This is a genomic window from Roseomonas populi, from assembly GCF_024594815.1.
Classification (GTDB): Bacteria; Pseudomonadota; Alphaproteobacteria; order Acetobacterales; family Acetobacteraceae; genus Roseomonas; species Roseomonas populi.
Genome location: NZ_JANJOU010000001.1, coordinates 469,114 through 495,707 on the forward strand (window position 1 = coordinate 469,114; position 26,594 = coordinate 495,707).

At 72.5% G+C, this 26,594-nt stretch carries 24 protein-coding genes and 1 tRNA gene; 14 read left to right on the forward strand and 11 right to left on the reverse strand.

What is annotated here, in order from left to right; all coding sequences use genetic code 11:
• Window positions 1-105 precede the first annotated feature (105 nt).
• The 3 genes from NRP21_RS02360 to flgE all read right to left on the reverse strand — a co-directional run bounded on the left by NRP21_RS02360 (window position 106) and on the right by flgE (window position 4,101).
• Window positions 106-1,179 (reverse strand): flagellin, encoded by a 1,074-nt coding sequence (locus NRP21_RS02360; protein WP_257714550.1) that lies wholly within the window; start codon window positions 1,177-1,179, stop codon window positions 106-108.
• Entirely contained in the window at window positions 1,179-2,711 is a 1,533-nt protein-coding gene (locus NRP21_RS02365) for a flagellar hook-associated protein FlgK (RefSeq protein WP_257714551.1), read from the reverse strand. Before NRP21_RS02365 ends, NRP21_RS02360 begins: the two co-directional genes overlap by 1 nt.
• Before the next feature lie 91 nt (window positions 2,712-2,802).
• A complete protein-coding gene (gene flgE / locus NRP21_RS02370; protein ID WP_257714552.1) occupies window positions 2,803-4,101 on the reverse strand; it encodes a flagellar hook protein FlgE in 1,299 nt (432 codons plus the stop codon).
• Window positions 4,102-4,338: 237 nt separating this feature from the next.
• On the opposite strand from flgE, the gene NRP21_RS02375 reads away from it, so the two are divergent.
• The 10 genes from NRP21_RS02375 to NRP21_RS02420 all read left to right on the forward strand — a co-directional run bounded on the left by NRP21_RS02375 (window position 4,339) and on the right by NRP21_RS02420 (window position 15,335).
• Window positions 4,339-5,826 carry a flagellar hook-length control protein FliK gene (locus NRP21_RS02375; protein WP_257714553.1) on the forward strand — a complete coding sequence of 496 codons (1,488 nt, stop codon included), beginning with the start codon at window positions 4,339-4,341 and terminating at the stop codon, window positions 5,824-5,826.
• Window positions 5,827-5,840: 14 nt separating this feature from the next.
• Window positions 5,841-6,506, forward strand: a complete 666-nt coding sequence (locus tag NRP21_RS02380; RefSeq protein ID WP_257714554.1) for a flagellar hook assembly protein FlgD — start codon at window positions 5,841-5,843, stop codon at window positions 6,504-6,506.
• Between the two features lie 133 nt (window positions 6,507-6,639).
• The gene (fliF, locus tag NRP21_RS02385) at window positions 6,640-8,268 is read left to right on the forward strand and encodes a flagellar basal-body MS-ring/collar protein FliF (RefSeq protein ID WP_257714555.1); all 1,629 of its coding nucleotides are present in this window, start codon (window positions 6,640-6,642) and stop codon (window positions 8,266-8,268) included.
• Window positions 8,265-9,257, forward strand: a complete 993-nt coding sequence (gene fliG, locus NRP21_RS02390; protein WP_257714556.1) for a flagellar motor switch protein FliG — start codon at window positions 8,265-8,267, stop codon at window positions 9,255-9,257. Before fliF ends, fliG begins: the two co-directional genes overlap by 4 nt.
• 1 nt (window position 9,258) lies before the next feature.
• A complete protein-coding gene (locus NRP21_RS02395; protein ID WP_257714557.1) occupies window positions 9,259-9,885 on the forward strand; it encodes a FliH/SctL family protein in 627 nt (208 codons plus the stop codon).
• Complete coding sequence (gene fliN, locus NRP21_RS02400; RefSeq protein WP_257714558.1) at window positions 9,882-10,196, forward strand: flagellar motor switch protein FliN; 315 nt, start codon at window positions 9,882-9,884, stop codon at window positions 10,194-10,196. Before NRP21_RS02395 ends, fliN begins: the two co-directional genes overlap by 4 nt.
• Window positions 10,193-11,575 (forward strand): sigma-54 interaction domain-containing protein, encoded by a 1,383-nt coding sequence (locus NRP21_RS02405; protein ID WP_257714559.1) that lies wholly within the window; start codon window positions 10,193-10,195, stop codon window positions 11,573-11,575. The genes fliN and NRP21_RS02405 overlap by 4 nt, the downstream gene beginning before the upstream one ends.
• 6 nt (window positions 11,576-11,581) lie before the next feature.
• Complete coding sequence (gene flhA, locus NRP21_RS02410) at window positions 11,582-13,633, forward strand: flagellar biosynthesis protein FlhA (protein WP_257714560.1); 2,052 nt, start codon at window positions 11,582-11,584, stop codon at window positions 13,631-13,633.
• An 83-nt stretch (window positions 13,634-13,716) separates the two neighbouring features.
• The gene (locus NRP21_RS02415) at window positions 13,717-14,595 is read left to right on the forward strand and encodes a flagellar biosynthesis protein FlhF (protein ID WP_257714561.1); all 879 of its coding nucleotides are present in this window, start codon (window positions 13,717-13,719) and stop codon (window positions 14,593-14,595) included.
• Complete coding sequence (locus tag NRP21_RS02420; protein WP_257714562.1) at window positions 14,592-15,335, forward strand: nucleotide-binding protein; 744 nt, start codon at window positions 14,592-14,594, stop codon at window positions 15,333-15,335. The genes NRP21_RS02415 and NRP21_RS02420 overlap by 4 nt, the downstream gene beginning before the upstream one ends.
• Window positions 15,336-15,340: 5 nt before the next feature.
• Here the strand turns inward: NRP21_RS02420 and NRP21_RS02425 are convergent, their stop codons facing one another.
• Both NRP21_RS02425 and NRP21_RS02430 read right to left on the reverse strand, forming a co-directional pair.
• The gene (locus NRP21_RS02425; protein WP_257714563.1) at window positions 15,341-16,282 is read right to left on the reverse strand and encodes an alpha/beta hydrolase; all 942 of its coding nucleotides are present in this window, start codon (window positions 16,280-16,282) and stop codon (window positions 15,341-15,343) included.
• Window positions 16,283-16,342: 60 nt separating this feature from the next.
• Window positions 16,343-17,524 carry a tetratricopeptide repeat protein gene (locus NRP21_RS02430; protein WP_257714564.1) on the reverse strand — a complete coding sequence of 394 codons (1,182 nt, stop codon included), beginning with the start codon at window positions 17,522-17,524 and terminating at the stop codon, window positions 16,343-16,345.
• A gap of 61 nt (window positions 17,525-17,585) precedes the next feature.
• Here NRP21_RS02430 and NRP21_RS02435 point away from each other — a divergent pair, with 61 nt between their 5' ends.
• Window positions 17,586-18,746 (forward strand): OpgC family protein, encoded by a 1,161-nt coding sequence (locus NRP21_RS02435; protein WP_257714565.1) that lies wholly within the window; start codon window positions 17,586-17,588, stop codon window positions 18,744-18,746.
• A 5-nt stretch (window positions 18,747-18,751) separates the two neighbouring features.
• Window positions 18,752-19,492: a hypothetical protein gene (locus NRP21_RS02440; protein WP_456300226.1), complete on the forward strand. Its 741-nt coding sequence runs from the start codon at window positions 18,752-18,754 to the stop codon at window positions 19,490-19,492.
• 9 nt (window positions 19,493-19,501) lie between these two features.
• Here NRP21_RS02440 and NRP21_RS02445 read toward each other — a convergent pair whose 3' ends face one another.
• From NRP21_RS02445 to rplU, 4 genes are all read right to left on the reverse strand, one after another.
• Window positions 19,502-19,963 (reverse strand): cupin domain-containing protein, encoded by a 462-nt coding sequence (locus NRP21_RS02445; protein WP_257714567.1) that lies wholly within the window; start codon window positions 19,961-19,963, stop codon window positions 19,502-19,504.
• A gap of 25 nt (window positions 19,964-19,988) precedes the next feature.
• Window positions 19,989-20,993: a GTPase ObgE gene (gene obgE, locus NRP21_RS02450; RefSeq protein WP_257714568.1), complete on the reverse strand. Its 1,005-nt coding sequence runs from the start codon at window positions 20,991-20,993 to the stop codon at window positions 19,989-19,991.
• Window positions 20,994-21,064: 71 nt separating this feature from the next.
• A complete protein-coding gene (gene rpmA, locus NRP21_RS02455; protein ID WP_209375220.1) occupies window positions 21,065-21,334 on the reverse strand; it encodes a 50S ribosomal protein L27 in 270 nt (89 codons plus the stop codon).
• 29 nt (window positions 21,335-21,363) lie between these two features.
• The gene (gene rplU / locus NRP21_RS02460; protein ID WP_257714691.1) at window positions 21,364-21,678 is read right to left on the reverse strand and encodes a 50S ribosomal protein L21; all 315 of its coding nucleotides are present in this window, start codon (window positions 21,676-21,678) and stop codon (window positions 21,364-21,366) included.
• Between the two features lie 205 nt (window positions 21,679-21,883).
• Here rplU and NRP21_RS02465 point away from each other — a divergent pair.
• Window positions 21,884-21,973: transfer RNA gene (locus NRP21_RS02465), tRNA-Ser, on the forward strand.
• A gap of 32 nt (window positions 21,974-22,005) precedes the next feature.
• Here NRP21_RS02465 and NRP21_RS02470 read toward each other — a convergent pair.
• Window positions 22,006-23,559, reverse strand: a complete 1,554-nt coding sequence (locus NRP21_RS02470; RefSeq protein ID WP_257714569.1) for an alkaline phosphatase D family protein — start codon at window positions 23,557-23,559, stop codon at window positions 22,006-22,008.
• Window positions 23,560-23,768: 209 nt separating this feature from the next.
• On the opposite strand from NRP21_RS02470, the gene NRP21_RS02475 reads away from it, so the two are divergent.
• Window positions 23,769-25,709 (forward strand): sensor domain-containing diguanylate cyclase, encoded by a 1,941-nt coding sequence (locus NRP21_RS02475; RefSeq protein ID WP_257714570.1) that lies wholly within the window; start codon window positions 23,769-23,771, stop codon window positions 25,707-25,709.
• Here NRP21_RS02475 and NRP21_RS02480 read toward each other — a convergent pair.
• Complete coding sequence (locus NRP21_RS02480; protein ID WP_257714571.1) at window positions 25,669-26,592, reverse strand: GNAT family N-acetyltransferase; 924 nt, start codon at window positions 26,590-26,592, stop codon at window positions 25,669-25,671. The two genes, NRP21_RS02475 and NRP21_RS02480, sit on opposite strands and share 41 nt — an antisense overlap.
• Window positions 26,593-26,594: the final 2 nt, after the last annotated feature.

A 26,594-nucleotide genomic window follows, 5' to 3' on the forward strand; every position in this document is an offset into this window, starting at 1 on the left:
TCCGGCGGGGGCCGTCTCTCCGGCCGCCACCCGTTGCGTTCCGCCTCTTGCGGTATGGGCCCATCCTGGGCCGGGCCGGTTAACGGCCGTTGAATCCCGCCCTCATCACAGGAACTTGGTGAGGGAGAGGCCGGAAAGCATTGAAAGTGCCTGCCATGAGGCCTGGAGACGGGTCTGGGTGTCCTGCAGCGCCGTCAGCGTGGTGGCCAGGTCCACCTCCTCCACGTCGGAGAGCTGGGATTTCAGGGCTAGGCCCATGTCCTCGTGGCGCGTCCTGGCCGCCTCCAGCCGGGACTCGGAGAGGCCGAGCGCGCCCGCCTCCTCGCCCAGTCCGGTCATGGCCGACTCCAGGCTCGCCTTCACCCCGGTCATCACCGCATCGAAGTCGGCCCCGGCGGCTGCCTGCCCGGCGGTGAGGCTGGCGAGCGTCATCAGGCCGCGCAGCAGGTCCCGGGACCAGCTGCCCGTCTCGCTGCCCGTGGTGGGGCCGGTGGCGTTGCGGCTGGCGAAGAGGCCGGTGCCCACCGCTTCGCCATCCCCCGTCAGCGTGGTGGGGCGGGGCTCGGCGCCACCCTTCAGCGGGTCGAGCGCGTAGTCCGAGAAGGGGGTCTCGCCGGGATTCGTGCTGGCCGCCGCGGCGAGCGTGCCGGAGAGCACCGCGGCGCCGTTCCCGGGCGCGAGGGAGGACACGGCAGCGGCGATGCCCGTCGCCATCGTCGTGCTCATGATGCCGGCGGGATCGGGGATCGGCGGGTTGGCCGTGTCGGCGCCGCCGAACAGGTAACCTCCGGCCTGCCTCTCGTTCAGCAGCGCCGCCACCTGCTGGATCGCGTCGTGCGCACCACTCGCCAGCGCGGTGATGCGGGTGCTGTCCGCCGTGGTGACCTTGCCGGCCTCCGCCAGGAAGCTCTCGGCAATGGAGGAGAGCTGCGCCAGGGCGTCCTGCGCGGCGGCGGTGGTGCCGAGCGCGCGGTCTATCGCGGTGGTGTGGGTCTCGCGCCGGGTGATCTCGCCGCGCAGGCTGATGGCGCGCGCGGCCTCGCCGGAGAAATCGCCGTACCAGGTGCCGCGCTTCCCATCCGCCGACTGCGCCGCCAGCGTGGTGAGCTGCGCCTTGATGACGGAGGATTGCTGCACCAGCCGCGCCAGCGCGCCGGATCCGATTCCCGTGACCGCCATCACCGCACCGCCTGGAAGAGGGTGTCGTACATCGTTTGCACGGTCGAGATGAGCCGGGCATTCGCCGAGTAGGCCGTCTGCAGGGCGATCATCGCCGACAGCTCCTTGTCCATGTCCACCCCTGATCGATCCGAGAAGCGGCTCTCCAGCGAGGCGAGGAGGTCGCCCGAGGCCTTCGCGTCGCCCTCCGCCCCGGCACGCGCCGAGGTCTGGGTGGCGACGAGGGAAGCGGCGTGGTCGCTGAGGCTGCGGTTCGAGCGGAGCGAGGATGTGAGGTTGCCGCCCGGGCCGAGGCCGGTGCTGGCGAAGGCGGGCTGCGCGATCCCGGCCGAGACCTGCGTGCCCAGGCTGTTGTTCAGCACCCGGTCGATGAGGGTCGTGAAGTCCGCCGGACCGGAGTTGGGGTTCGGCGTGAATGCCGTGGCGCCTCCCGCGCCTGCGGCCACGGCGCGGGTGCCGTCCCGCACCAGGCCGGGATCGGCGGTCACGGCGGGGTTGACCCGGAGCGCGCCGGCGAAGCCGATCCAGCCGCCGGTTGCATAGGCACCGGAGGGATCGGGAACACTCCCGGCATTGCCGGTGAAAAGCGTGAGCCCCTGCGCGTCGAAGCGCGCGGCGAGGTTGGCGGCGGAGACGTCCAGTTCCGCCTGTGCGAGGGGCAGCTCCGTGTCGCGCAGGGACGCGTAGGCCGCTAGCGTGCCGTTGCCGAGCCGGGACGTGACATCGGTGGTGCCGAGCATGACCCCCGGCAGGCTGCCGCCGCTGCCGTAATAGGCCTCCGGGCCGAGCGTGGCATTGGCGACGGTGAAGGGGCCATTTTCCGAATAGAGGGGCAGGTTCAAGCCGCCTGCCGTGATCAGCGCCACCCCCCCATTCGCCTGGGCCACGGCCTTGACCTGCATGACGGAGGAGAGGGTGGCGATGGCCGCGTCCCTCTGATCCTCCAGTTCCGCCGTGCTCTGGCCTTGCGCGCGCAGGGGAATGATCTGCTTCGTTAGATCGGAAACCTTTCGCAGCGCCTCGTTCAGCGTGTCCACATCCCGCACCATCGCGTCCTGCGCGCCCTGGCGCGCCTCCTGGATGGCGGAGGAGACGGTGCCGTAGCGCTCCGCCAAGTCCTCGGCGGCGCTCACGACCTGTGACTGGAGCAGCGTGTCCGAGGGATCCCCCCGCAGCGCCGTGAAGGCGTCTCCGATCGCAGCGGTGAGGTCGGCCACGGATTCGCCCGTGGCGCCATGCGCCACCTCCACCCCCTTCAGAAGTGTTGCACGGGCGGTGGCGGCATCGGTGGTGGCGCGTGCCGCGTTCATCTGCGCGACGAGCGCCGCGTCCACCGCCCGCGTCGCCTCCGCGCTGCGGACGCCGGATGAGAGGGCGCCGGACACCACCGCCTCGCCCTGCACCTCCTTGCGGGTGTAGCCGGGCGTGGCGGCGTTGGCGACGTTGGCGACGTTGGAGGCCGATTGCGCGAGCTGCCGGTTGACGTGCGACAGGCCGCTGCGCGCGATGGACAGGGCGAGATCGAGGCTCATCCGCTCCATTCCTCCGTTGCGGGATCAGGCACCGCGGGCGGGCGGCGTGTGCTGGCTGCCGCGGGTGGGCGGCGCATGTTGGCCGCCGCGGTTAGCGGCGCATGTTAATGGTGTCCTGCAGCAACTCGTCGGAGGCGGTGACGATCTTCGTGTTCGCCGCATAGGCACGCTGCGCGAGGATGAGCTTCGAGAACTCGGACGCGATGTCCACGTTGGAGCTCTCCAGCGAGGAGGTGACGATCTTGCCGCCGCCGTTGGACGCGGCATCGTTCACCCGCGCCTCCCCGCTCTCGGTCGTGCGGAGATAGGCCTGGCCGTCCACCTTCTGCAGCTTGTCCGGGTCGGCGAAGGTCACGATGGGCACGCGGCCGATCGTGCGGCTCTGGCCGTTGTCGTAGTTCACGGTCAGGTCGCCATTGTCGCTGAGCGAGACGGAGGAGAAGCTGCCCTGCGGCACGCCGTCCTGAGAGATGTCGCGCAGCGTGTACTCCGTGCCGGCGTACTGCGTGACTCCGGAGGGCTGGCCGAAACTGCCGAGGTTGAGCTGGATGCTCTGCGCGCCCTGGCCGAAATCGGCGGAGAAGGTGACGGTCGCCGGATCGCCCGCCGTGGCGGTGCTGCCCGTCAGCCCCGCGCCCGCGCCGAAGGAGCCGATGGTGCCGGCGGCCGTGGTGGGGCTGGCGGCGGTGCCGAAGTTCACGTCGATGGTGCGCGTGGTCACGCCCGATCCATCGTCCGGGATGCTCATGGAGAGCTGCCAGGTGTTGGTGCCCGTGTTCGTCCAGGTCATGTCCACCGCGTGCAGGCGGCCCAGACTGTCGTAGATCTGGATGCTGGCATTGGCCGGGGTGGTGGTGGAATCGGCCGGCAGGTTGGCGGAGAGGTTCACGTTGCTCGTCGCCACCGGATTGTACACGGACTGGTCCACCCGCAGTGGCCCGACGCTCGACCGATCCGGCACGCCGTTGGACCCCGCCGTCCAGCCCTGCAGGTAGTAGCCCTGTCCGTTGACCAGGTAGCCGTCCGTGTTCATGCCGAAGTCGCCGGCCCGGGTGTAGAAGGTACGGGAGTCGAAGGTGGTGGCACCGTTTTCTGTGCCCGTCGCGCTGGCCACGGCGAACATGCCTTGCCCTGCGATCGCCATGGCCAGCGGGTTGTCCGAGGATTGCACCGTGCCCTGCACGGAGACGGTGTAGTCCGGCCGCGCGGTGACGGAGCCGGGCTGGTTCACCTGCGCGGTGGAGCGCGTGACGTAGGACACGAAATTCGTGTCCGTGCGCTTGAAGCCGGTGGTCTGGCTATTCGCCACATTGTCCGCGACGTTGCCGAGCGCGCGCGACTGCGCGGTCAGCCCGCTGATGGCCGTGTTCATCGAGGCGTAGAGCGACATGCCGGGCTCCGTGGGGGATGTCGGGCGCCGGTTGCTTCCCGCTGCCCGCCGGCCATGGCGCAACGCCCGTGCCAGCCCCGGGCCGGCGTTCCGGCGGCGGTGCGTGCCGGGGGTGGGCAAGCCCTGCCGCCCTCCGGGCCGGGCTTGCCGTGCCGGGGGCGGCACGGGCTGGCAGGCGGCTTGCGGTCACCGCGCCCGGGGCTTGCCCGATCCGCGGCGGCCAGGGGAGCGGAAGCGATGATGGACGTGCTGGACAGCCCGCCGGCGAGCGCCCCGCCGCGCGGCACCGCGCCCGGCAGCGCCGCGGCCGCGCCGGAAGGCGGCGGCTTCGCGCAGGCGCTACTCGGTGCGACAGGCGCGGCGGCGGCACCAGCGGCGCCGGCCGCAGCCCGCCCCGCGACGAGCCTGCCCGGCGCGCCCGTTCTGGCCGCGCCGATGATGGCCGGATCTCCAGCCGCCCTGCCGCCCGGTGCCGCGCCGGAGACCGGAGCCAGCCTGCCCGACGCCTCTCTCCAGCAAGCGCCCCGGGTGATGCCGGCGGCCGTGCCACAGGGTGCGGAAGCATTGCCTTTGCCCGGCGCGGCCGCGGGGGCATCGGCCCCGAAGCCCGCCCCCCGGCCAGCCGAAGGTCCGGATGCGGTTGCACGGGAGGACGATGAGGGCCCGGCGCCAACGGAGCCGGCCATGGCTGCCACTCCGGCGCAGGACGCCGCCCCACTCCCATCTCCCATCCTCACCCCGCCGGCCCCGGCCATCCCCGTGCCGACCGCGCCTGCCCAGCATCCCGGCCCCACCCCGGTGGCGGACCGCGCGCCCGTCGAGGCCGGCGTGACGAGGCCAACCAGGCCGGGCAACGCGGTATCTCCCGCGGTTCAGCCAGCCGCCCGTTCCGCAGCCCCGCTCCCGGGGGAGGCCACGGATGATCCGGAGACCCATGCGACGAGCGGCGCCGGGGACGTTGCGGTGCCGGGTTGCCCCAAGCCCGCGGGGCCGCAGGCCGCCGCAAGGCCTGATGCACGGCCGGCGGATGCACCGAAGGAGGTCGCGGCGCCGACGGAGGCGGCGAAAGCCCCGCCAGCCCTCGCCGCGCCCACCTCCCCCGCCGCACCAGGCATGACCGTCGGGATGGCCGCGGAGACAAGGTCTGGAACGCAGGCCGATGCGGCGGCACCCGCCGTCGTGGCGCAGCCCGCCGGGCAGGTCTCCTTCGTCATGCCCGGGCTGCTCCCCGCGCCACCGCTGGCCGTACCGTCGCCGGCCGAGGCCCCGCGCCTCGTGCCGCGCACCGCCCCGGCCGAGCAGGTGGCGCCCGTTGCCATCGCCATTGCCCTGGGTGGCACCGACGGGCGCATTGCCCTCAGCCTCGACCCCGTCGAGCTGGGCCGCGTGGAGGTGGTGGTGGAGCGCGTGGGCGAGGCCGCGCATGTGCAGGTGGCCGCGGAGCGGCCGGAAACCCTCGCCCTGCTGGCCCGCGATGGCGCTGCGCTGGACCGTGCCCTGGGCGGCGCCGGGATCGGCGCGGAGGGTGGGCGCAGCCTCAGCTTCTCCCTCCTCTCCGATTCCGGTGCGGGCACCGGCGGCTTCCCTGGCGGCGGGAGCGCCGGCGGTGGAACGGGTGGGGGCGGCCGGCGCCCTGGCGGGGGCTGGGCCGCCGAACGCACCGCGGCGGAGGAGGCGGGCCCGCAGCGCCGCGCCATCCTCGGTCTGCTTGACATCGCGATCTGAGGGGAGATCTGGGCATGACCACCACCACCGCGACGACGTCCACCACCGCCGCCGCCGGCGCCTCCGGTACAGCGCGCACGCAGCTGGCGGGCAGCTTCGACAATTTCCTCTCGTTGCTGACGACGCAGCTGAAGAACCAGTCTCCCACCGACCCGCTCGACACGAACGAGATGACCGCGCAGCTCGTGCAGTTCGCCTCGGTGGAGCAGCAGATCGCGATGAACCAGAACCTGGAATCCATGGTTTCGCTGCAGCAAGCCGCGCAGCTCACCGCTGCTTCTCCCATGCTCGGCCAGAGGGTGGAGGTGGAGGGCGACTTGCTGCCCCTGCAGGACGGCAGCGCCACGGTGCGCCTGCCCGCCGCCGGGGCCGCGCGCACGGCCCGCGTGGCGATCCTGGACAGCAACGGAAAGACGCTGCGGGAGGCGCAGCTGACCCTGGGCACGGAGAGCAAGGACTGGGTCTGGGACGGCCGGGATTCCAGCGGCAAGAAACTGCCCGACGGCGCCTACAAGGTGGCGGTGACGGGGGCGGACGCGAATGGCGGCGTCGCCACCACCTCCTTCACCGTGCTCGGCACCGCGACGGCAGCGGAACGGGTGGACGGCACGCTGAAGCTGCGGATGGGCTCGGCCACCTACGGCTTCGACAAGGTTCGCTCCATCACTGGCGGCGGCTGACGCGTAACCGCCGGTTAACCCCCACCCGGCAAGGATTGCCGGGCCGGCAAGAGGCCGGCGCGAGGGGGTTGGCTCCATGCAGAAGCGGCCTGGGCATGCGGAACGGCTGTCGGCCATGCGGGACGGGCGCTGAATGGCCGCCTTCGTCGCCCAGCTCCGCGCCTTCGGCCCCGCCCGCCTGGGCGCCATGGCGGCCACGGCGCTCGCCGTGCTCGGGCTGCTGGCCTGGTTCGGGATGCGCGCCGGGCAGCCCGGCATGGCCCTTCTCTACGCGGAACTGGATCCGCGTGACGCCGGCGCGGTGGTGGCCTCGCTGGAGCGGCAGAAGGTCGCGTTCCGGCTGGGCGCGGGCGGCAGCTCCATCCTCGTGCCGGAGGAGATGGTGCCGCGCCTGCGCCTTTCCCTCGCGCGCGAGGGCCTGCCCACGGGCGGCAGCGTGGGGTGGGAGATCTTCGACCGCGGCGAGAGCCTGACCACCACCCCCTTCCAGCAGGACGTGAACCGGCTCCGCGCGATGGAGGGCGAGCTCTCCCGCACCATTCGCGGCCTTGCGGGGGTGCGGGCCGCGCGGGTCCATCTGGTGCTGCCGCGGCGGGAGGCCTTCTCCCGCCAGACGACCGAGGCGCAGGCGAGCGTGGTTCTGACCATGCAGGGCGTGCAGCGCCTGGACCGGGACGGCGTGCAGGCGGTGCTGCACCTCGTCGCCACCGCCGTGCCGGGGCTGCTACCGCGAAACGTCTCCATCGTGGACAGCCGGGGCGAGCTGCTGGCGCGCGGCGGCCAGGCGCTCTCCGGCCCCGCCGCGGCCGCCACGCAGGAGGAGACGCGGCGCGCCGAGGGGCTGCGGATCGCGCGAGGCCTGGAGGAGATGTTGGAGCGCAGCCTGGGCGTCGGCCGCGTGCGGGCGGAGGCGACGGTCGAGATGGATTTCGACCGTGTGCAGACCACCGAGGAGCGCTTCGATCCCGAGAACCAGGTGCCGCGCAGCGTGCAGAGCAGCCAGGAGCAGTCGCGGGGCGCGGAGGGCGGCAACGTCTCCGTCGCCAACCAGCTGCCGGGGGCCGATGCGGGTGGCGGGGGCGGGAGCCAGGACAGCAAGAGCGAGGAGACGACGAACTACGAGATCGGCAAGACCGTGCGGAGCACCGTGCGGGAGCACCCGGTCACGCGCCGCCTCTCCGTCGCCGTGCTGGTGGATGGGGTGTGGGAGGGCACGCCCCCCGCCTTCCGGGAGCGCGGTGCAGAGGAGCTGGCGCGGATCGGGACGCTGGTCCGCAGCGCCATTGGCTTCGACGAGCGGCGCGGCGACCGGGTGGAGGTGGTCTCCATGCGCTTCGCGGCGCCGGAGGGCGGCGACAGCCCGGCCGATCCCGGCGTACTCGGCCTTGGCCTAGGCCCTGCCACGGCGGCGCGGCTGGCGGAGTCCGGCCTCTACGCACTGGTGGCGCTGGTGGCGATCCTGCTGGTGGTGCGGCCGATGACGCGCCGGCTGACCGCGACCCTGGTTCCCCAGCCAGCCCTGGCCGGCACGGGGACGGAGGGCGTGGCCCTGCCGGGCAACGGGATCGCGGCGGCGCTGGCGGGCTCGGCGGCTGCCGCCGCCCTGCCCGGGCCGGAGGGCGACGAGATGGTGAGCCTGGAGAACGTGCACGGCCAGCTTCGCGCCTCGTCTGTCGCCCAGGTGAACGCTCTGATGGAGGCCCATCCCGACGAGGGCTTGGCGGTCGTGCGCAGCTGGCTGGCGCCGGAGGAGACGCAATGATGAGGCTGACCGGCCCGCAGAAGGCGGCAGTTCTTCTGCTCACGCTCGGAGAAGAGCAGGCGCGGCGCCTCTTCGGCCGCCTGCACGAGGACGAGATCCGCGACGTCTCCGCTGCCATGGCGACGCTGGGCGCGATCGACGCGGCGGTGGTGGAGGAGCTGTGCAAGGAGTTCAGCGACAGTCTCGGCGCGACCGGCAAGCTCATCGGCTCCTTCGAGACGACGGAGCGGATGCTGCTGAAGACCCTGCCGCCCGACCGCGTGGCGCAGATCATGGAGGAGATCCGCGGCCCGGCCGGGCGGACCATGTGGGACAAGCTCGGCAACGTCTCCGAGGCCGTCCTCGCGAACTATCTGAAGAACGAGTACCCGCAGACCGTCGCCGTGGTGCTCTCCAAGGTGCGCCCGGACCATGCAGCGCGCGTGCTGGCCCTCCTGCCCGAAGGCTTCGCGATGGAGGTGGTGATGCGGATGCTGCGCATGGAGACCGTGCAGAAGGAGGCGCTGGAGGGCGTCGAGCGCACGCTGAAGATGGAGTTCATGAGCAACCTGGCCCGCGCCAGCCGCCAGGACAGCCACGAGGTGATGGCTGAGATCTTCAACAACCTGGACCGCGCGGCCGAGGGACGTATCATGGCCGCGTTGGAGGAGCGCAACCACGAGAGCGCGGAGCGCATCCGCGCGCTGATGTTCACCTTCGACGACCTGAGCCGCCTGGATGGCCAGGGCGTGCAGCTGCTGCTGCGGAGCGTGGACAAGGACAAGCTGGCGCTGGCCCTGAAGGGCGCGAGCGAGACGCTGAAGGACCTGTTCTTCGGAAACCTGTCGGAGCGTGCCGCGAAGATGCTGAAGGACGACATCGCGGCGCTGGGCGCCGTGCGTCTGCGCGACGTAGACGAGGCGCAGGCGATGATGGTGGCCATGGCGAAGGACCTTGCCGCCTCCGGCCAGATCCAGCTGGAGGACGGGCAGGAGCAGATGATCGCCTGACATGTCCCCCCTTCTCACCGGCCTTCGCGGCCTCGCCCTCCCCGACCTCGACGCGCTGGACAGGCCGCCGCCCGATGTCCCCGAACCCGCCGGCCCCTCTATCGACGAGATGCTGGATGCCGCGCGCCGCGAGGGCCACGCCGCCGGGCTGCGCGAGGGCGAGGCACGAGGCCGCGCTGCCGAGGGTGCCTCGCGCGAGGCCATGGCGGAGGAGGCGGTCCGCATCGCGCTGCTGCAGCTTGATGAGGCGCGGGAGGCCGCCCGCGCGGCAGCGGACGAGAACGCCACCGCCCTGGCGGGGATGCTGCTGGCGGTGGTGGACGCCGCCCTGCCCGGCGCCGCGGCGCGCGAGGCGGCGGCGCTGCTGGAACCGCTGATGCGCGCCCTGGGCCCGGTGGAGGATGCGCCGCCGGGCGCGACCCTGCGCGTGCCGCCCGCCCTGCTGGAGCACGCCCGCGCCCGCTTCGACGGCGTGGGCCTGCCGATCGAGCCTGATCCGGCCCTGCCCGAGGGCGATGCGCGCATCGTCTGGCGCCATGGCGGGCTCGACCTCGACCTTTCCCGCCGCCGCGCCGCGATCCGCGAGGCGCTGGCCGCCCTGGACCTTCCGATGGAGGACGACGCATGAGCAACGGCTTCGAGCCCGTGAGCGCCGACGAGGCCACCGAATCCCGCCCCGCCCCAGGCATCCAAGGGCTGGACGCCGTGTACGACATCCCCGTGCAGGTCAGCGCCGTGCTGGGCCGCGCGACGCTGCAGGTAAGCCAGCTGTTGAAGCTCGGGCGCGGTGCGGTGGTCGAGCTGGACCGCAAGCTGGGCGAGGCAGTGGACATCTACGTCAACAATCGCCTCGTCGCACGCGGCGAGGTGGTGATGGTGGAGGACAACCGCCTGGGCGTGACGATGACCGAGATCGTGAAGGCGGACCGCGCGGGATGACGCGCCTCCTCATCATCGGCAGCCTGGAGGCGGAGCTGGGCCAGGCGGCGCGCATCGCGGTATCGCGCGGGGCGCGGCTGCGGCAGGCGGATGGCGTGACCTCCGGGATCGCCATGGCGCGGGGCGAGGGCTTCGACCTCATCCTCTGCGACGTGCTGCACGACGTGGCCTGGCTTGTCTCCTGCCTGGAGGCGGAGCGGATCGCCTGCCCGGTGGTGGCCTGCGGCCGCAACGCCGATGCCGCGGCCGCCGTGCGCGCCATCCAGGCCGGCGCGAAGGAGTTCCTGCCGCTTCCACCGGATGCGGAGCTGATCGCCGCCATGCTCCAGGCCGCCGCCGGCGAGGCGGACGCGCCCGTGCACCGGGATCCCGCCATGGCGGCCGTTCTGAAGCGGGCGGAGGGCGTGGCGCGGGCCGAGGCGAGCGTGCTGATCACCGGGGAGAGCGGCACGGGCAAGGAGGTTCTGGCGCGCCACATCCACCGCCACTCTCGCCGCGCCGATGGTCCCTTCGTCGCTTTGAATTGCGCGGCGTTGCCGGAGGCCCTGTTGGAGAGCGAGTTGTTCGGCCACGAGAAGGGCGCCTTCTCCGGTGCCGTCGCCGCGCGCCGAGGCAAGTTCGAGCAGGCGGATGGCGGCACGCTGCTGCTTGACGAGATCGGCGAGATGGACCCGCGCCTGCAGGCCAAGATCCTGCGCGCCTTGCAGGAGCGGGAGATCGACCGGCTGGGCGGCGCAGGCCCTGTGAAGGTGGACGTGCGAATCCTGGCCGCCACCAATCGCGATCTTGCGGCCGAGGTCGCCGCCGGGCGGTTCCGCGAGGACCTGTTCTTCCGCCTGAACGTCGTCGCGCTTCGCATTCCCGCCTTGCGCGACCGCCCGGATGACATCCTGCCCATCGCCGAGCACTTCGCGCGCCGCTACGCCGAGGCGAATGGCATGCCGCCGCGCCGCTTTGCCCCCGCAGCCCGCGCCGCGCTTCTCGGCCATGCCTGGCCGGGCAATGTGCGGGAGTTGGAGAACACCGTGCATCGCGCCGTTCTGCTGGCCGAGGGCGACGAGATCGGCGCGGAGGCGGTGGAACTGCACGTGCCCGCGCTGCGCCTCTCGTCTGCCGCGGTACCGGCCGAGGCGCATCCCGCGCGCGCCGTGGGCGTCGCGGCCCTGGTCGGGCGACGCATGGAGGACGTGGAGCGCGACCTGATCCTGGAGACGCTGACGCACTGCCTGGGCAACCGCACCCGGGCGGCGGAGATCCTCGGCATTTCCATCCGCACGCTGCGGAACAAGCTGCACGAGTACCGCGCGGCCGGCGCGCCCGTGCCCCTGGCGCCCGGGCAGATGCCGGTCGCACCCTTCCCCTACGCGCAGCTGGGCTGACGCGGCGTGACGCTCCCCCCCTGGCTGCGGAATCTCGGCGGCTCCACCGACGTGGCGCTGGCGATGGGCGTCGCCATGCTCATCGTCGTGCTGGTGGTTCCCTTGCCGGTGGTGCTGCTGGACGGGGGGCTGGCGCTCTCGGTCACGCTCTCCGTGCTCGTGCTGATGACGGCGTTGTTCCTGCAGCGGCCGCTGGACTTCACCTCCTTTCCCACCATCCTGCTGTTGACCACTCTGCTGCGCCTGGCACTGAACGTCGCCACCACGCGCACCATCCTGACGCATGGGCACGAGGGGCCGAGCGCGGCCGGCCATGTCGTCTCAGCCTTCGGTGGGTTCCTGATGGGCGGCGACGTGCTGGTGGGCATGATCGTCTTCGCCATTCTCCTTGTCGTGAACTTCATGGTCGTGACGAAGGGCTCCGGCCGCATCGCGGAGGTGGCGGCGCGCTTCAGCCTGGACGCCATGCCTGGCAAGCAGATGGCGATCGACGCCGATCTCTCCGCCGGCCTGATCGATGACAAGACCGCCCGCCAGCGCCGGGCCGACCTGGAGGCAGAGAGCGGCTTCTACGGCGCCATGGACGGCGCGGCAAAGTTCGTGCGCGGCGATGCGATCGCGGGCCTCATCATCACCGGGATCAACCTGATGGGCGGCATCGCCATCGGCGCGGGGCGGCACGGGCTGCCCTTCATGGACGCGATCACCACCTTTTCCTCTCTCACGGTCGGCGACGGGCTCGTTTCGCAGATCCCGGCGCTGCTCACCTCGGTCGCCGCGGGCATCGTGGTGACGAAGGGCGGCACGGAGGGCACGGCGGACAAGGCGCTGGTGAAGCAGCTCGGCCTTGAGAAGCCGCTGTGGATCGCGGCCGGCGCGGCGGGGATGATGGGGTTCCTGCCGGGCATGCCGTTGATCCCGTTCCTGCTGCTTTCGGGCGGCTTCGCGGCCGGGGCCTGGAACCGCCGCAAGGCCGATGTCAAGGCCGGGGAAGTGGCCGCCGCGTCGCCCGGGCCTGCGCCCGAGGTACCGATCGCGGAGACGCTGCGGATCGACATGCTGCGGATCGAACTGGGCTACGGGCTGCTCTCGCTCGCCGCCGGTGAGGGGCCGCGGCTGACGGAGCAGATCCGCAACCTCCGCAAGACGGTGGCGCAGGAGATGGGCTTCGTGCTGCCCAGCGTGCGGCTGCAGGACAACCTGCACCTGCAGCCGCACGAGTACGTAGTGCGCGTGAAGGAGATCGAGGCCGGGCGCGGCGAGCTGCGCATCCCCATGCACCTGGCGATCGACCCTTCCGGCGGCCGCCCCGCCATGCCCGGCGAGCCCTGCGAGGAGCCCACCTTCGGCCTGCCCGCCCTCTGGATCGACGAGCACCGCAAGGACGAGGCCCTGGCGCGCGGCTGCACGGTGGTGGACGGCGCCGGCGTGATGGCGACGCACCTGACGGAGATCGTGCGCGACAACATGCCGGAGTTGCTGAGCCACGCGGAGGCGCAGAAGCTGATCGACGAGCTGCCGCCGGAGAACGGCAAGCTCGTCGCCGACCTCATTCCCCAGCAGATCACCACCGGCGGCGTGCAGCGCGTGCTGCAGGCGCTGCTGGCGGAGCGCGTCTCCATCCGCGACCTGCCGACCATCCTGGAAGGCATCCAGGAAGCGATGGCGGCAGGCGCCCGCGGCGTGCCGGCGCTGGTGGCGGTGGTGCGCGCGCGGCTGGCGCGGCAGCTCTCCGACGCCGCGCGCGGCCCGGCGGGCTACGTGCCGCTGATCACGCTCTCTGCCGAGTGGGAACAGGCCTTTGCGGAGGCGCTGGTGGGCCCGGGAGACGAGCGGCAGCTGGCCATGGCGCCTTCCCGCCTGCACGACTTCATGGCGCGGCTGCGGGAATCCTTCGATCGTGCGACGTCGCAGGGCGAGTCCCCGGTCCTTGTCTGCAGCCCGGGCATTCGGGCGCATGTGCGGGCCATCGTGGAGCGCTTCCGCCCCGCCACCCCCGTGCTCGCGCAGACGGAGATCCACCCGCGCGCCCGCATCCGCACGGTGGGGGCGATCTGATCTTCACCATTCAGCAACCCCGGGCGCGCGAGCCTTAGCCCATGCGGCTCCGAGTCTTCCGCGCAACCAGGATGGCCGATGCCATGGCGGAATGCCGCCTGGCGCTGGGCCCCGACGCGCTGATCCTCTCCACCCGGCGCACCGCCGCGGGGGTGGAGGTGACGGCCGCGCTGGAGCCGGCGGAAGAGGAGCCCCCTCCCCCACCGCCGCCACCGGTCCCGGTTGCCGGCGCACCGGATCCTCTGGCACGCCACAACATGCCGTCGGCGCTGCGCGGGCGGGTCGGCCCCGGCGATGCCGCCTCCCTGGCCGCGGCGCTGCGCTTCTCGGCACTGCCGGACGCCGCGGCGCGCCCCTTGGCCCTGGTGGGTCCGCCCGGGGCGGGAAAGACGCTGACGCTCGCGAAGCTCGCCACGCGGATGGTGATGCGCGGGGCCCGCCCACTGGTCGTCACCGCCGACTCCCAGCGCGCGGGGGCGGCGGAGCAGATCGCGGCCTTCACGCGGGTGCTGGGCATCCCGCTCGCCACCGCCGGCACGGGCACGCAGCTGGCGGCAGCGCTGGGCGCGCGGCATCCCGGGCAGCACCTCCTGCTGGACACGGCGGGGTGCGACCCCTTCGATCCCGGCCAGGCGGAGCAGCTCCTCGCCCTGTTGCGCGTCACGGATGCGGCGCCGCTCCTAGTCCTGCCCGCCGGTCTGGACGCGGAGGAGGCGATGGAGACGGCGCGCGCCTTCGCGGCGCTCGGCGCCCGCCACCTGCTGCCGACTCGGCTGGACGGCGCCCGCCGCCTGGGCGGCGTGCTGGCGGCCGCCTTCGCCGGGCCGCTCGCGCTGACCGAGGCCGGCACGGGCCCGGGCGCGGCGGACGGCCTCACTCCCCTCACCCCGGCCTGGCTGGCGGAGCGGCTGCAAGGCCCGGCCCGCCCAAGGATCACCGGGCCCGAACAGGAGGCCGCATGAGCCGCTTGATTGGTATCGCTTCCGGCAAGGGCGGCGTCGGGAAAACGGTGCTGGCGATCGGCCTCGCCCAGGCCCTGGCCCGTGCGGGGCGCCGCGTGCTCCTGGCCGATGGCGATCTTGGCCTGGCGAACGTGGACGTGCAGCTGGGGCTGGAGGCGCGGCACGACCTGATGGCCGTGCTCGCCGGAGACGTGACCCTGGGCGGGGCGGCGATCCGGGTGGAGGCGGGGTTCGAGGTGCTGCCCGGCCGATCCGGCTCCGGCGCGCTGGCGGCGCTGGACCCGGGCTGGATCGACCGCTTTCTCGGCCTGCTGCGGGGCGCCCCGCAGGACGACGTCGTGCTGGACATCGGCGCGGGGTTGGACCCCGTGCCGCGCCGCCTCTCCGCGGGCTGCGACACCCTGCTGGTGGTCGCCACCGACGAGCCGACGAGCCTGACGGACGCTTATGCCGTGCTGAAGCTGCTGCGCCGGGACGCTCCGGCGACGGAGGCGCGGGTGGCCGTCAACATGGCGGCCGACGCTGCCGCGGGCACGCGCACCCACGCCGCGCTGGACCGCGCCTGCCGCGGCTTTCTCGGGCGCGGCGTGCCGCTGGCGGGGGTAGTGCGGCGCGACCCGAAGGTGCGCGACGCCATCCGCCATCAGGCGCCGCTCCTGACCCGCCACCCTGCCTGCAACGCCGCACGCGACATCGAGGCGCTGGCGGCGGGCCTGATGGCAGCGCGCGCCGCGGCCTGAGGTGTTTACTGCTGGAACATCTTGCCCAGGAACAGCAGCGCGCCCTCCGAGCCGGAGCGCCAGTAGTCCCAGTTGTGCAGGCCCGGGCGGATCATGAAGCTGTGCGCCACGCCCATGTCCCGCAGCTTCTGGTGCAGGATGGCATTGCCGTCGAAGAACCGGTCCTCCGCCCCGCAGTCGATGTAGAAGGGGGTGCCCTTGACGTTCTCCGGCGGCAGCCGGTCCACCATGTCGAGCACGCTGTAGTCCCGGTAGAGGTTGTTCAGCCGCGCCTCACCCTGCAGGCCAAGCCCCCAGGCCTTGCCGTAGCGCCGGTCATAGCCGGGCTGGTCCATGGTGACGATCTGCTGATCCGTGCGGAACGCCGCGCTCAGCGCCGCGGCGCCGATGAAGGTGCGGGGGTGGCGCATGGAATAGGCCAGGGCGCCGTAGCCGCCCATGGAGAGGCCCGCGATCGCCCGCCCCTCCCGCCCGCCGATCACGCGGTAGCGCTCCTCGATCTGGGGCATGAAGTCGGCGAAGAACATGTCCTCCCAGCGAAAGGCGCCGTCGGCGTCGTTCATGTAGTAGGTGTTGTTCCGGTTGGCCTCGTCGCGCTGGCCGTTCGGGCTCACCACGATCGCGGCCGGGAAGCGGCCGCTGCCGATCAGCCGGTCCAGCAGCACGTTCAGCCGGCCGAAGCGGAACCAGTCCGTGTCCGTCCCGCTCTCCCCGCCGTGCAGCATGTAGATCAGGGGATAGGCGCGCTTCGAGCTGTCGTAATCGGGTGGCAGGTACACGCTGTAGCGCACGTCCTTGCCCAGCACGGCGCTGCGCGCGAACTGGCGCTCCTCGACACGCCCCGCTGCCGTGGCGCGGGCGCCGCCCGCGGCCAGGGCCAAGGGCGCGCCCGCCGCCAGGGAGACGAGGCGCCGGCGCGCCAGACCCTTCTCCGTCATCGGGTGCATCGGGCGTCCTCCGTTTTTTGTTCTCACCTTCCCTACCGCAGGCCGGGCCGGCGCGCAGCCCTAGTCCCGCCGTAGCACCATCAGCGTGCCCGCTACCGGCTCCCCGCGCTCCTCGCGCAGGGTCACGTCCTCCAGCTCCACCAGGCTCAGCCGGGTGGCCTCGGCCAGGGCGATGAGATGGGCAGGATCGTGGCGGTAGCGCATCCCCGGCCCCAGGGCGTAGGGCGTGCCGAGGCCCGTCTCCACGCTGAAGGCGGCGTGGCCGCCCGGGCGCAGCGCGGCCGCCATGGCGTTCAGCGCCGGGGCGAGGTCGCCGAGATAGTTCAGCACGTCCGCCGCCGCCACCAGATCGTAGGCGCCGCGGTGGCGGGCCAGGAACTCCACCAGATCCGCCTCTTCCAGCGCGTCGTAGACGCCGCGCGCGAGCGCTGCCTCCAGCATGCGGGGGGAGAGGTCCACGCCCGTCATCCGCCCCGCCCAGGGGCGCAGCGCCTGGCCGGAAAGGCCGGTGCCGCAGCCAGCGTCCAGCACGTCCAGCCCGCCCTTCGGTTCCAGCCCGGCCCCGCGCAGCAGCGCGGCCAGGGCTTCCGGCGTGCGGTATCCCAGGGTGCCCGTCAGTTCCGCATCAAAGCGCGGCGCATAGTTGTCGAAGAGGTTGCGCACATAGGCGGCGGAGGGCCTGGCCGGCGCCTTCCCCTCGCCCAGGGAGGCGAGGAGGAAGCGCGCCTGGGCCGCCACTTCCCCCCCGGCGGAGAGGGCGCGGCGGGCCGCCTCGGCCGCGCCCGGCGCGCCGGCCTCGCGCAGTCCATGGGCCAGGGCGAGCTGCGCCTCCGGGTCGTTCGGCGCCAGGGCCACAGCCTCCCGCAGATGGGGCAGCGCCTCCTTCACCCGGCCGAGGGCGGAGAGCGCCTGGCCGAGGTTGCGGCGGGAGATGGCGTCGGCCGGGCGTTTCGCGACGGCGCGGCCGAGGACCTCCACAGCCTCCTCCAGCATTCCCGCCGCCGCCAGGGTGGCCCCACGGGCCGCGAGGAAGACCGGGCTCTCAGGCATCCGGGCCAGGGCACGGCGGGAGAGGGTAAGGGCCAATTCCATGTCGCCGTTCTGCCGGGCGATGAGGCCCATCAGGTGCGTCGCGTTCGGCTCGTCCGGGTCGATCTCGAAGGCGCGGCGGAACAGGGCGATGGCGCCCTGGATGTCCCCGATCGCCTGGCGCGCCGCCGCCTCCCGTACGATGGCTTCCAAGGTCTGACGGCTGTCCTGGGGCGTGCTAGGCTGGGGCATGAAGGGCTCCGGAAAGGCCGGCATGGGGGGACTGATCCGCACGCCTCTGATTCGGGGCGGCCGCGATCTGCGCGTGGATCTCGCGCGGGGGATCGCGCTGTGGTTTATCTTCGTGGACCACGTGCCCGGCAATGTGCTGGGGCAGCTGACGATCCGCAACGTGCTGCTGTGCGACGCGACGGAAGTCTTCGTGCTGCTGGCCGGCTACGCCGCCGGCGTCGCCTATGGCCGCCAGATGGAGCGGGAGGGCTGGCTGCGCGCCGGCACCCGGGTGGCCGGGCGGTGCTTCACGCTCTACGTGGCCCACATCTTCCTCTTCGTCGTCTTCACGGCCCAGGTCGGGTACTCGGCAGCGACGCTGGACGCCAGCGCCTATCTGGACGAGATGCACCTCGACCCCTTCGGGGACGCGCCCTACCTGGCGCTGCTGAAGGCGCTGCTGCTCTCCTACCAGCCGGCCTTCCTCAACATCCTGCCCCTCTACGTCGTGGTGCTCGGCCTCTTCGCCCTGGCGCTGCCGCTGCTGCGGCGGCCGGGCCTGATGCTCGGGGCCTCGCTGCTGCTCTACGGCGTGGCGCGGCTGGGGGAGGTGAACCTGCCCTCCTGGACGGGGGGTGGATGGTTCTTCAACCCCTTCGCCTGGCAACTCCTTTTCGCCATCGGGGCGGTGCTGGGGGGCGGCGGCCCCAATGTGGAGCGCGGCGGGGTGCGCTGGCGGCCCTGGCTCGGCGCGGCCTGCGGGGCGGTGCTGCTCCTGTCCTTCGCGGCCACGCTCGTCATCTATCTCCGCCGGGACCTGATCGGGCTGTTGCCCCTGCCGGTGGCCACGGTGGTGGACGCGGTGGACAAGTCGGCGCTGCACCCCTTCCGTCTGCTCTCCATCCTCGCCCTGGCCTACCTCGTCGCCCACGGTGTGCCGCGCGGGGCGGCCTGGCTTGGCGGGGCGCTGGCGCGGCCCTTCGTTCTGATCGGGCAGCAGGGGCTGCCGGTGTTCTGCGCGGGCATCTTTCTCTCCTTTCTCGGCCGGCTGGCGCTGGAGTGGCGAGAGGGCTGGGAGATGCAGATCGGGGTGAACGTCGCCGGGCTGGGGGCGCTGGTGGCGATCGCGGCGGTGGTGGCCTGGGCGGATGCGCGACCGCCGAAGCCCGCCTTGCCGCCCGCGCCCGCGCTCGATACGGCTTGAGGACGATGCGCCGCCGGGCCGCCCGATTCGCGCCTGCCCTCCTCCTGCTGCTCCTGCTGGCGGCCGGCGCGCGTGCCGCGCCCTGCGGCGCACCGGACGAGCTGATCGAGCCGGTCCCCCTGCCCGCCGCCGCCGCTGCCATCTCGGCCGGGACCCTGCCCGTGCTGGTGGTGGGTTCGGCCAGCGTGTCCGGCCCCGGTGGCAGCGGGGCGGAGAGCGCCTACCCCGCCCGGCTGGAAACCCTTCTCTCCGCCGCATTCCCCAGAGCACGGGTGGAAGTGGTGGTGCGCGGCGCGCGTAGCATGGTGGCGGCCGACCACTTGGCCCTGATCCGCGAGGCTCTGGCCGGGGGACGCCGCGCCCTGGTGCTATGGCAGGCCGGGACGGTGGAGACGGTGCGCGGCACCGATGTGGCGGAACTGACCGACGCCATTCAGGCAGGCGCGGAGCGGATCGAGGAATCCGGCGGTGACCTGATCCTGCTGGACCCGCAGTGGTCACGCTTCCTGCGCGCCAATGCCGACGTGGAGTCCTACCGCGATGCCATGCGTGCCGCCGCAGCCGCCACGGGCGCGGGACTGTTCAGCCGCTACGCCCTGATGAACGCCTGGGCCGAGGCCGGCACCGTGGACGTGGAGCGCGCGCCGCAGGGGCTGAAGGTGGTGGAGGTGGATAAGCTGAACCGCTGCCTGGCGGAGGGGCTGGCGGAGATGATCGAGCGCGGCGTGGCCGAGGCGCGGCGGTAGGCCCCTGCCCTACTCGCCGGGATAGGGCGTTCCGTCCTTGTGCAGGAACCGCCCATCGGCGTTGGCACTCATCAAATCCACGTCCGAGCAGGTGGTCACGTCGGCATAAGCGCGGGAACCGACCTCGAGATAGACGGCCATCGAATCCGACCGGTTGATCATGTGGTGGCCGTTGCCCGTGCCCTTCGGAAAGGCCGCGGCGTCGCCGGCGCGCAGCAGCGTCTCGCCCTCGTCCTCCACCAGAACAAGCTCGCCCTGGAGGACGAGGACGAACTCGTCCTCGTGCGAGTGCCAGTGGCGCTGGCTGGACAGTTCCCCCGGCGGGAGGCGCATGAGGTTGACGCCGAAATCGGTCAGGCCGCCAGCATCGCCCAGCCGCTGCCGGATGCGGTTGGCGCTCGCGGCGTTGAACTCCGGCGGATAGCCCGTGCCCTTCAGCTCGGGCACGGCGCCTCTGTCGATCTTCGGCATCGCGGGCTCCCGTCCGCGGTGCCTCTTACTCCGCCTTCCGCGCCGCCGCGACCGTGTCCGCCAGGATCCGCAACACCCCCGGCACCCCCTCCCCGGTCGCGCCGGAGATGAGCAGCGGCTCCTTCCCCACGGCGCGGGCCAGGGCCTTGATGCGGCTGGTCTTCGCCTGCGGGGTCATGGCGTCCATCTTGTTCAGCGCCACGACCTCCGGCTTCTCGGAGAGGCCGCCGCCGTAACCCTCCAGCTCGGCCCGCACGGTGCGGTAGGCCTCGGCCGGGTCGGCCTGGGTGCCGTCGATCAGGTGCAGCAGCACCGCGCAGCGCTCGATATGGCCCAGGAACCGGTCGCCCAGCCCCGCGCCCTCATGCGCCCCCTCGATCAGGCCGGGGATGTCGGCGAGGACGAACTCCTCGGTCGCGCTCGGCCGCACCACGCCGAGCTGCGGGTGAAGCGTGGTGAAGGGATAGTCCGCGATCTTCGGGCGGGCGGCGGAGCTGGCGGCCAGGAAGGTGGACTTGCCGGCATTCGGCAACCCGACCAGCCCGGCATCGGCGATGAGCTTCAGCCGCAGCCAGACCCAGCGCTCCTCGCCCGGGTAGCCCTTATCGGCGCGGCGGGGGGCGCGGTTGGTGCTGGTCTTGAAGTGGGCGTTGCCGTGGCCGCCATCGCCGCCGCGGCAGAGGATCGCGGTCTGGCCGGGCTTCGTCAGGTCCGCCAGGACCGTTTCCTTGTCGTCCGCCAGGATCACCGTGCCCACGGGGACCTTCAGCGTCACGTCGTCCGAGGCGGCGCCGGTGCGGTCCGATCCCGCGCCGTTGCCGCCCTTGCGGGCCTTGAAGTGTTGCGCGTAGCGGTAGTCGATGAGGGTGTTCAGCCCCTCCACCGCCTCGGCGAGCACGTTGCCGCCACGGCCGCCATTGCCGCCGTCCGGGCCGCCGAACTCGATGTACTTCTCGCGCCGGAAGGCGACCACGCCGTCCCCGCCGTCACCGGCCTTCAGGTAGACCTTCGCTTCGTCGAGGAACTTCATGGTGATGGAACATCCAAACAGAAACGGGGGCCACGAAGGGCCCCCGTGATCCGCAGCGCTGGGCTGGGAGCTTACTCGGCCGCGACGGCCAGCGGCTCCACCGAGACCGCCACGCGGTTGTCGGCCTTGCGCTCGAACTTCACGTGCCCGTCCACGAGGGCGTGGAGGGAGTGGGTGCGGCCCACCAGCACGTTGCGGCCCGGCATCATCTTCGTGCCGCGCTGGGTCACGATGATGTTGCCGGCGCGCACGGCCTGGCCACCGAAAAGCTTGACGCCGAGGCGCTTACCAGCGGAGTCGCGCCCGTTGCGGGAGGAGCCGCCGGCCTTCTTATGAGCCATCTCTCAGATCTCCTGGTCTTGCTGCCGGCTCAGGCCGCGAAGTCGCCGATCCGCAGCACGGTGAGGTGCTGGCGGTGGCCGTTCTTGCGGCGGCTGTTCTGCCGGCGGCGCTTCTTGAAGATGATCACCTTGTCGCCGCGCTTCTGCTCCAGCACGGTCGCGGTCACGGAGGCACCGGGAACGGTCGGGGCACCGATCTGCAGGCCACCCTCGCCGCCCAGGGCGAGCACGTCGTGCAGGGTGACGGTGGCGCCAACCTCGGCCTCGAGCTTCTCGACGGTGAGGACGGCGTTCGGGGTCACGCGGTACTGCTTCCCGCCGGTGCGGATCACTGCGTAGGTCATGGGGATGCGGTCCGCCTCGTCTCGGCCTGGTTCAGATGCGCTCATGCAGATACCGGCGCGGCCCACGCCCAGGACGGGGGGCCCCACCGGAAGAGGGGCGGCGTATAGCGGGGATGTCACGCGGGAGTCAACCATTCCCCTGAATCATCCATCGCGGCGCGTTGCGCCCGGCCGCGCCGCCCATTATACGGCGGTCACGCGCCCCGGAGAGGTGCCAGAGTGGCCGATTGGGCCGGTCTCGAAAACCGGAGTAGGGGCAACCCTACCGTGGGTTCGAATCCCACCCTCTCCGCCATTTTCCCTGATTATTAGGGGCTTGCAGGCCTTTCAGCCTGCCGTCAGCGCGCTCCGCCCCGCCTCCACCACGTAGCGCCGCGGCGTCGTGATGCCCGTTTCGCGGTCGCGCACATTCGTCAGCGCCCGCAACTCTGCGGTCGCCGTCTCCGGCGTCAGCGTCATCATCACGTAGCCGCGGGACCGGCCATCGGCATAGGCCACGTGCGGGTCGTCCGGGTAGGTCCCGCCATAGCGAGGTCCGGGGCTGGAGATGGAGGTGCCGGTAAACTCCACTGCCACCGGCGCCGCCTCCGGCCGGTCAAAGTCCGGCCGGAGCGTGGAGACGACGTGGGCGTGCACGTCGCCGCCGATCACGATGGGATTTGGCGCGCCGCTGGCCACCAGATCCTCCAGCAGGCGGCGGCGCGCGGCGGGATAGCCGTCCCAGTTATCGGTCTGGTAGCGGTGCGGCGCCTCGGGCGTGCCGAAGCGGGCCATGCGGGTCTGCTGCGCCAGGATCGTCCAGCGCGCCCCTCCTTCGGCCAGCCCCTCCCGCAGCCAGGCCTCCTGTGCCGCGCCGAGCATCGTGCGGCCGGGATCGTCCAGCGCCGGGCAGCTCTCCCGCGGGACGAGGTTGCCGCCGCCCATGCCGGGCTTCGGGCAGGGCTGGTGGCCGCGGTACTGGCGGTCGTCCAGGATGTGGAAGCGCGCCAGCCCGCCGAACCCGGCCCGCCGGTAGATCCGGGTGGCGGCGCCCCGCGGGCGCGCCGATTCCGGCAGCGGCATGTGCTCCCAGAACGCCTTGTAGGCGGCGGCGCGCTTCCTCAGCACCGCCTCGCCCTCCTCCCGCCCGTCGCGGTCGTCGGCGTAGTCGTTGCTCACCTCGTGGTCATCCCAGGTGACGAGCCAGGGGCAGGCCCGGTGCATCGCCCGCAGGTCCGGGTCGGTCTTGTAGAGGGCGTAGCGGTCCCGATAGCCCGCCAGGTCCCGCGCGGTCGGCGCCTCGTGGCTGCGGACGGGATTCCGCGCCGTGGAAGCCTCGTAGATGTAGTCGCCGAGGAAGACGACGAGGTCCGGATCCTCCGCCAGCATATGGCGGTAGGCGCCGTAGAACCCAGCCTCGTAGTTCTGGCAGGAGGCGAAGGCGAAGCGCAGCCGCGCGGGGGCAGCGCCGGGGGGTGGGGTGGTGCGGGCGCGGCCGGTCTCGCTGGCGGCGCCGAGCGCCGTGAAGCGGTACCAGTAGGGCCGGTCCGGCTCCAGCCCGCTCAGCTCCACATGGACGGAGTGCACGTCCTCCGGCAAGGCGACCGCCTGCCCGCGCCGCACCACGTCTCGCAATCCCTCGTCCCGGGCCACCACCCAGTCCACGGGCACGGCCTGCGCGGGCATGCCGCCGCCGCGCCACTCCGTTGCCAGCCGGGTCCAGAGGACGAAGCCGCCCGGTGCCGGTTCCCCGGAGGCGACACCGAGGAGGAAGGGGTCGCCCTCCGCCGCCCGGGCACGGAAATGGCCGAACAGCGCGAGGCCGGGCAGCGCCAGGGCGGCCCGGCGGGGGACCAGGAGGGGCGAGGCGCCTGCCGGCCGTCGCGGGTGGGGTTCGGACATCCTCGCGCCTCTGCGATTCGCGGACGCCGTTCGAATACACCAACCCAGCGCGGGCAGATTGTGACATCGCCGCGTCGCGGGCTGGCCCGATGACACAACTGAAAGTAGAAAATCTTTTACCTCGATCGCGTTAATGGCCCCGAGCAGTGCTTGGCGCGGGCGGCCCTAGGGCCGCCCGCGGCCGGGCCGGACCGCTGGAAGGATCTGCCTTGCCCGCCCCTGCCGCGCCCAGCCCAGCTGCCGCCCCGGGCAGTCCCTCCCTCACAGCCCGGCTGGCCTATGTCCTCCTCTTCGCCTGCAGCGTGCTGCTGGTCCCCCTGGAGGTCTGGCACGAGTGGTCGGGCCGACAGACCCGGATCGAGGAGGTACGGACGGCGGCGTCCAACCTCGCCCATTCCCTCGTCCGCGACGCCGAGGGGAATGTCGCCATGGCCGACATCGCCTTGGTGAGCCTCGTGGAGCAGATGGAGGCTGAGGGAGCCGGTTCCGCCAGCCTCGCCCAGTCGTCCCGCCTGATGCGCCGGCAGCTCGACAATCAGCCGGGGCTGCGGAACTTCTCGGTGTACGGGGCGGATGGCGGGCTTCTGCTCAGCTCCTACAACCAAGTGACGGCCGGGATCAGCATCGCCGACCGGGACTACTTCGCCCGGCACCGGGAGAATTCCTCCCCCGACCTGCTGGTCGGGACGGCCGTCCGCAGCAAGCTGGACGGGCAGTGGGTCGTTACCCTCTCCCGCCGCTTCCGGGACCGGGAGGGGCGGTTCGGCGGCGTGGCCGTGGCCGCCATGGAGATCGGCGCGCTGATGCGCGGCTTCGTGGGCTACGACCTAGGGGCGCACGGCTCCATCACCCTCGTCCGCTCCGATGGCCGCCTGCTCGCGCGCATGCCCCTAGACGAGGCGGTGCTCGGCGCGCCCATCCTCAACCGGACGCCGGTGCGGGACTCCGTGGCGCGCGGCGAATCCGGGCGGTTCCAGTTCGTCTCCCCCATCGATGGGGTGGACCGGATCGGCGCCTACGCGAGCGGCGAGCGCTACCGGCTGGCAGTGCTGGTCGGCCAGGGGACGCAGGACGCGCTCGGCGCCTGGACCTGGCTCGCCCTCCTGCGCATCGCCTTCGTTGCCCTCGTCGCCGGCCTCATGGGCTTCCTGGGGGAGCGGCTGATCCGCCACGCGGAGCGGCGCCGGGCAGCGGAGCGAACCCTGGCCGAGAGCGAGGCGCAGTTCCGCCTGCTTGCGGAGCACGCGAGCGACATGGTCTCCCGCATCGGGGTGGATGGGCGGATCCGCTACGCCTCGCCTGCCGCCGTGCATCTCCTGGGGCTGCCAGCCCGGGCGCTGCTGGGCCGGCACTTGGCGGACCTGGCCGAGGCGGATGACCGCCCGGCGCTGCAGGCGGCCCTCGACGAGGCGGCCGGATCACGCGCCCCGGCGGACGCGACGAGCCGCATCACCAAGCCGGACGGAACCCGGGGCTGGATGGAGACGACCATCCAGCAGGTCCGCGCGGGCAATACGGCCGAGCGCGAGGGCTTCGTCGCCGTCTCCCGCGACGTGACGGAGCGCCGGCTGATAGAGGAGCGCATGGCCGAGCTCGCCGCGACGGACGGGCTGACCGGCCTGGCCAACCGGCGCCGCTTCGACGAGGTGCTGGCGACGGAATGGCTGCGCGCCGCGCGCGACGGCACCTGGCTCGCGGTGCTGCTGCTGGATGTGGACCGCTTCAAGATGTTCAACGACCGCTACGGGCATCTGGCGGGGGACGACGCGCTGCGCGGCGTGGCGCGCGCGGTGGACGCCGCGATCCGCCGCCCCGGCGACCTCGCGGCCCGCTACGGCGGGGAGGAGTTCGCGGTGATCCTGCCGGCCACCGACGCCGCCGGCGCCCGCGACGTGGCCGAGCGAATCCGCGCCATCATCCTGCAGACGGACATCCCGCATGAGGCGAACGAGTCCGGCCTAGTGACGGCGAGCATCGGCGTGGCGGCAGTGCAGCCCGTCTCCGCCGCGCAGCCGGAACCCTCCATGCTGGTGGCAGCCGCCGACGCCGCTCTCTACGAGGCCAAGCGCACCGGGCGTGACCGGGTGGTCCAGGCGCCTTCCATCACGGTCATGCAGGCCCGGCGCAACGCCCAGGGAGGTGTGCGCTAAGGCGGGGACCGCGATAGGCGGGAAAGTAGCCCCCCGCGGCGTGCCCGGCCGAGAGCCGGGCATAGGCCGCCTCATCCAGCACCCGGCCGCAGAGATGCGCGACGCGGGATGTGTTGGCGAAGCCGCGCTTGAAGGCCGAGAGCCCGTCCGCAGCATCGTCCGCCAGCCCCGCGCCGCCGCCGAGATCGATTGCGTCCCGCCCAGCGAAGTGCTCGATGGCCGCGGCGTAGAGGGCGTAGGGCGCGCGGGCGCGGTAGCCCGCCTCGCTCGCCGCGACCAGATGGCTGTAGGCGACATGGCCGTCATCGATCCAGAGCTGCATCCCGATCACCTCACCCTCCCCGCTCTCCGCCAGGAAGCCGCGCAGGCCCTCCACCTCCGCCAGGACGGCGAACGCGGCGCGGGGGTAGTCGTGCAGCCCGGAGATGCCATGCCGACGGGTCAGCCCGGCGTAGAGCCGGCACCAATCGTCCAGGTGGTCCCGCAGCGCCGCGGCCCGCACCCGGCAACGGCGGTTCGCGAAGCGGATGTATCTTCTGTGGTAGGCACCGGGCGCGAAAGGCCCCGCGCTGCGCTCCACCGCCCAGTGCGTCTTGAAGGGGGAGACAAGGCTGAAGGCCGTCCGCAATCGCTCCGGCGCGGGGCCCTGAAACGGGTCGGCGACCATCACCGCGCTGACGGCGCCCGCCGCCCGCAGCACCGCCATCCCGGCCTCCAGCTCGGCCCCTTCGCCCGGCATGCCGTAGGGATGCGGGCCGGCCGCGTCCACCGCCCCGCCGGGCGCATCGCGCAGCAGCATCGTGGCATTCCATGGCTCGACCCAGACAGGGCGCCCCACATGCGCCAGCGTCGCGGCGTAACCCGGGCTGGCGTAGGGGTGCACGG

Excerpts from the sequence above, each read along its gene's own strand:
- NRP21_RS02375 (WP_257714553.1), top strand. The coding sequence starts at position 4,339 with ATGATGGACGTGCTGGACAGCCCGCCGGCGAGCGCCCCGCCGCGCGGC.
- NRP21_RS02395 (WP_257714557.1), top strand. The coding sequence starts at position 9,259 with ATGTCCCCCCTTCTCACCGGCCTTCGCGGCCTCGCCCTCCCCGACCTC.
- NRP21_RS02360 (WP_257714550.1), bottom strand. The coding sequence starts at position 1,179 with ATGGCGGTCACGGGAATCGGATCCGGCGCGCTGGCGCGGCTGGTGCAG.
- obgE (WP_257714568.1), bottom strand. The coding sequence starts at position 20,993 with ATGAAGTTCCTCGACGAAGCGAAGGTCTACCTGAAGGCCGGTGACGGC.
- NRP21_RS02440 (WP_456300226.1), top strand. The coding sequence starts at position 18,752 with ATGCGCCGCCGGGCCGCCCGATTCGCGCCTGCCCTCCTCCTGCTGCTC.
- NRP21_RS02470 (WP_257714569.1), bottom strand. The coding sequence starts at position 23,559 with ATGTCCGAACCCCACCCGCGACGGCCGGCAGGCGCCTCGCCCCTCCTG.
- rpmA (WP_209375220.1), bottom strand. The coding sequence starts at position 21,334 with ATGGCTCATAAGAAGGCCGGCGGCTCCTCCCGCAACGGGCGCGACTCC.
- fliF (WP_257714555.1), top strand. The coding sequence starts at position 6,640 with ATGGCCGCCTTCGTCGCCCAGCTCCGCGCCTTCGGCCCCGCCCGCCTG.
- NRP21_RS02380 (WP_257714554.1), top strand. The coding sequence starts at position 5,841 with ATGACCACCACCACCGCGACGACGTCCACCACCGCCGCCGCCGGCGCC.
- NRP21_RS02405 (WP_257714559.1), top strand. The coding sequence starts at position 10,193 with ATGACGCGCCTCCTCATCATCGGCAGCCTGGAGGCGGAGCTGGGCCAG.
- NRP21_RS02445 (WP_257714567.1), bottom strand. The coding sequence starts at position 19,963 with ATGCCGAAGATCGACAGAGGCGCCGTGCCCGAGCTGAAGGGCACGGGC.
- NRP21_RS02415 (WP_257714561.1), top strand. The coding sequence starts at position 13,717 with ATGGCGGAATGCCGCCTGGCGCTGGGCCCCGACGCGCTGATCCTCTCC.
- fliN (WP_257714558.1), top strand. The coding sequence starts at position 9,882 with ATGAGCAACGGCTTCGAGCCCGTGAGCGCCGACGAGGCCACCGAATCC.
- NRP21_RS02420 (WP_257714562.1), top strand. The coding sequence starts at position 14,592 with ATGAGCCGCTTGATTGGTATCGCTTCCGGCAAGGGCGGCGTCGGGAAA.
- NRP21_RS02425 (WP_257714563.1), bottom strand. The coding sequence starts at position 16,282 with ATGCACCCGATGACGGAGAAGGGTCTGGCGCGCCGGCGCCTCGTCTCC.
- NRP21_RS02365 (WP_257714551.1), bottom strand. The coding sequence starts at position 2,711 with ATGAGCCTCGATCTCGCCCTGTCCATCGCGCGCAGCGGCCTGTCGCAC.
- fliG (WP_257714556.1), top strand. The coding sequence starts at position 8,265 with ATGATGAGGCTGACCGGCCCGCAGAAGGCGGCAGTTCTTCTGCTCACG.
- flgE (WP_257714552.1), bottom strand. The coding sequence starts at position 4,101 with ATGTCGCTCTACGCCTCGATGAACACGGCCATCAGCGGGCTGACCGCG.
- rplU (WP_257714691.1), bottom strand. The coding sequence starts at position 21,678 with ATGACCTACGCAGTGATCCGCACCGGCGGGAAGCAGTACCGCGTGACC.
- NRP21_RS02435 (WP_257714565.1), top strand. The coding sequence starts at position 17,586 with ATGGGGGGACTGATCCGCACGCCTCTGATTCGGGGCGGCCGCGATCTG.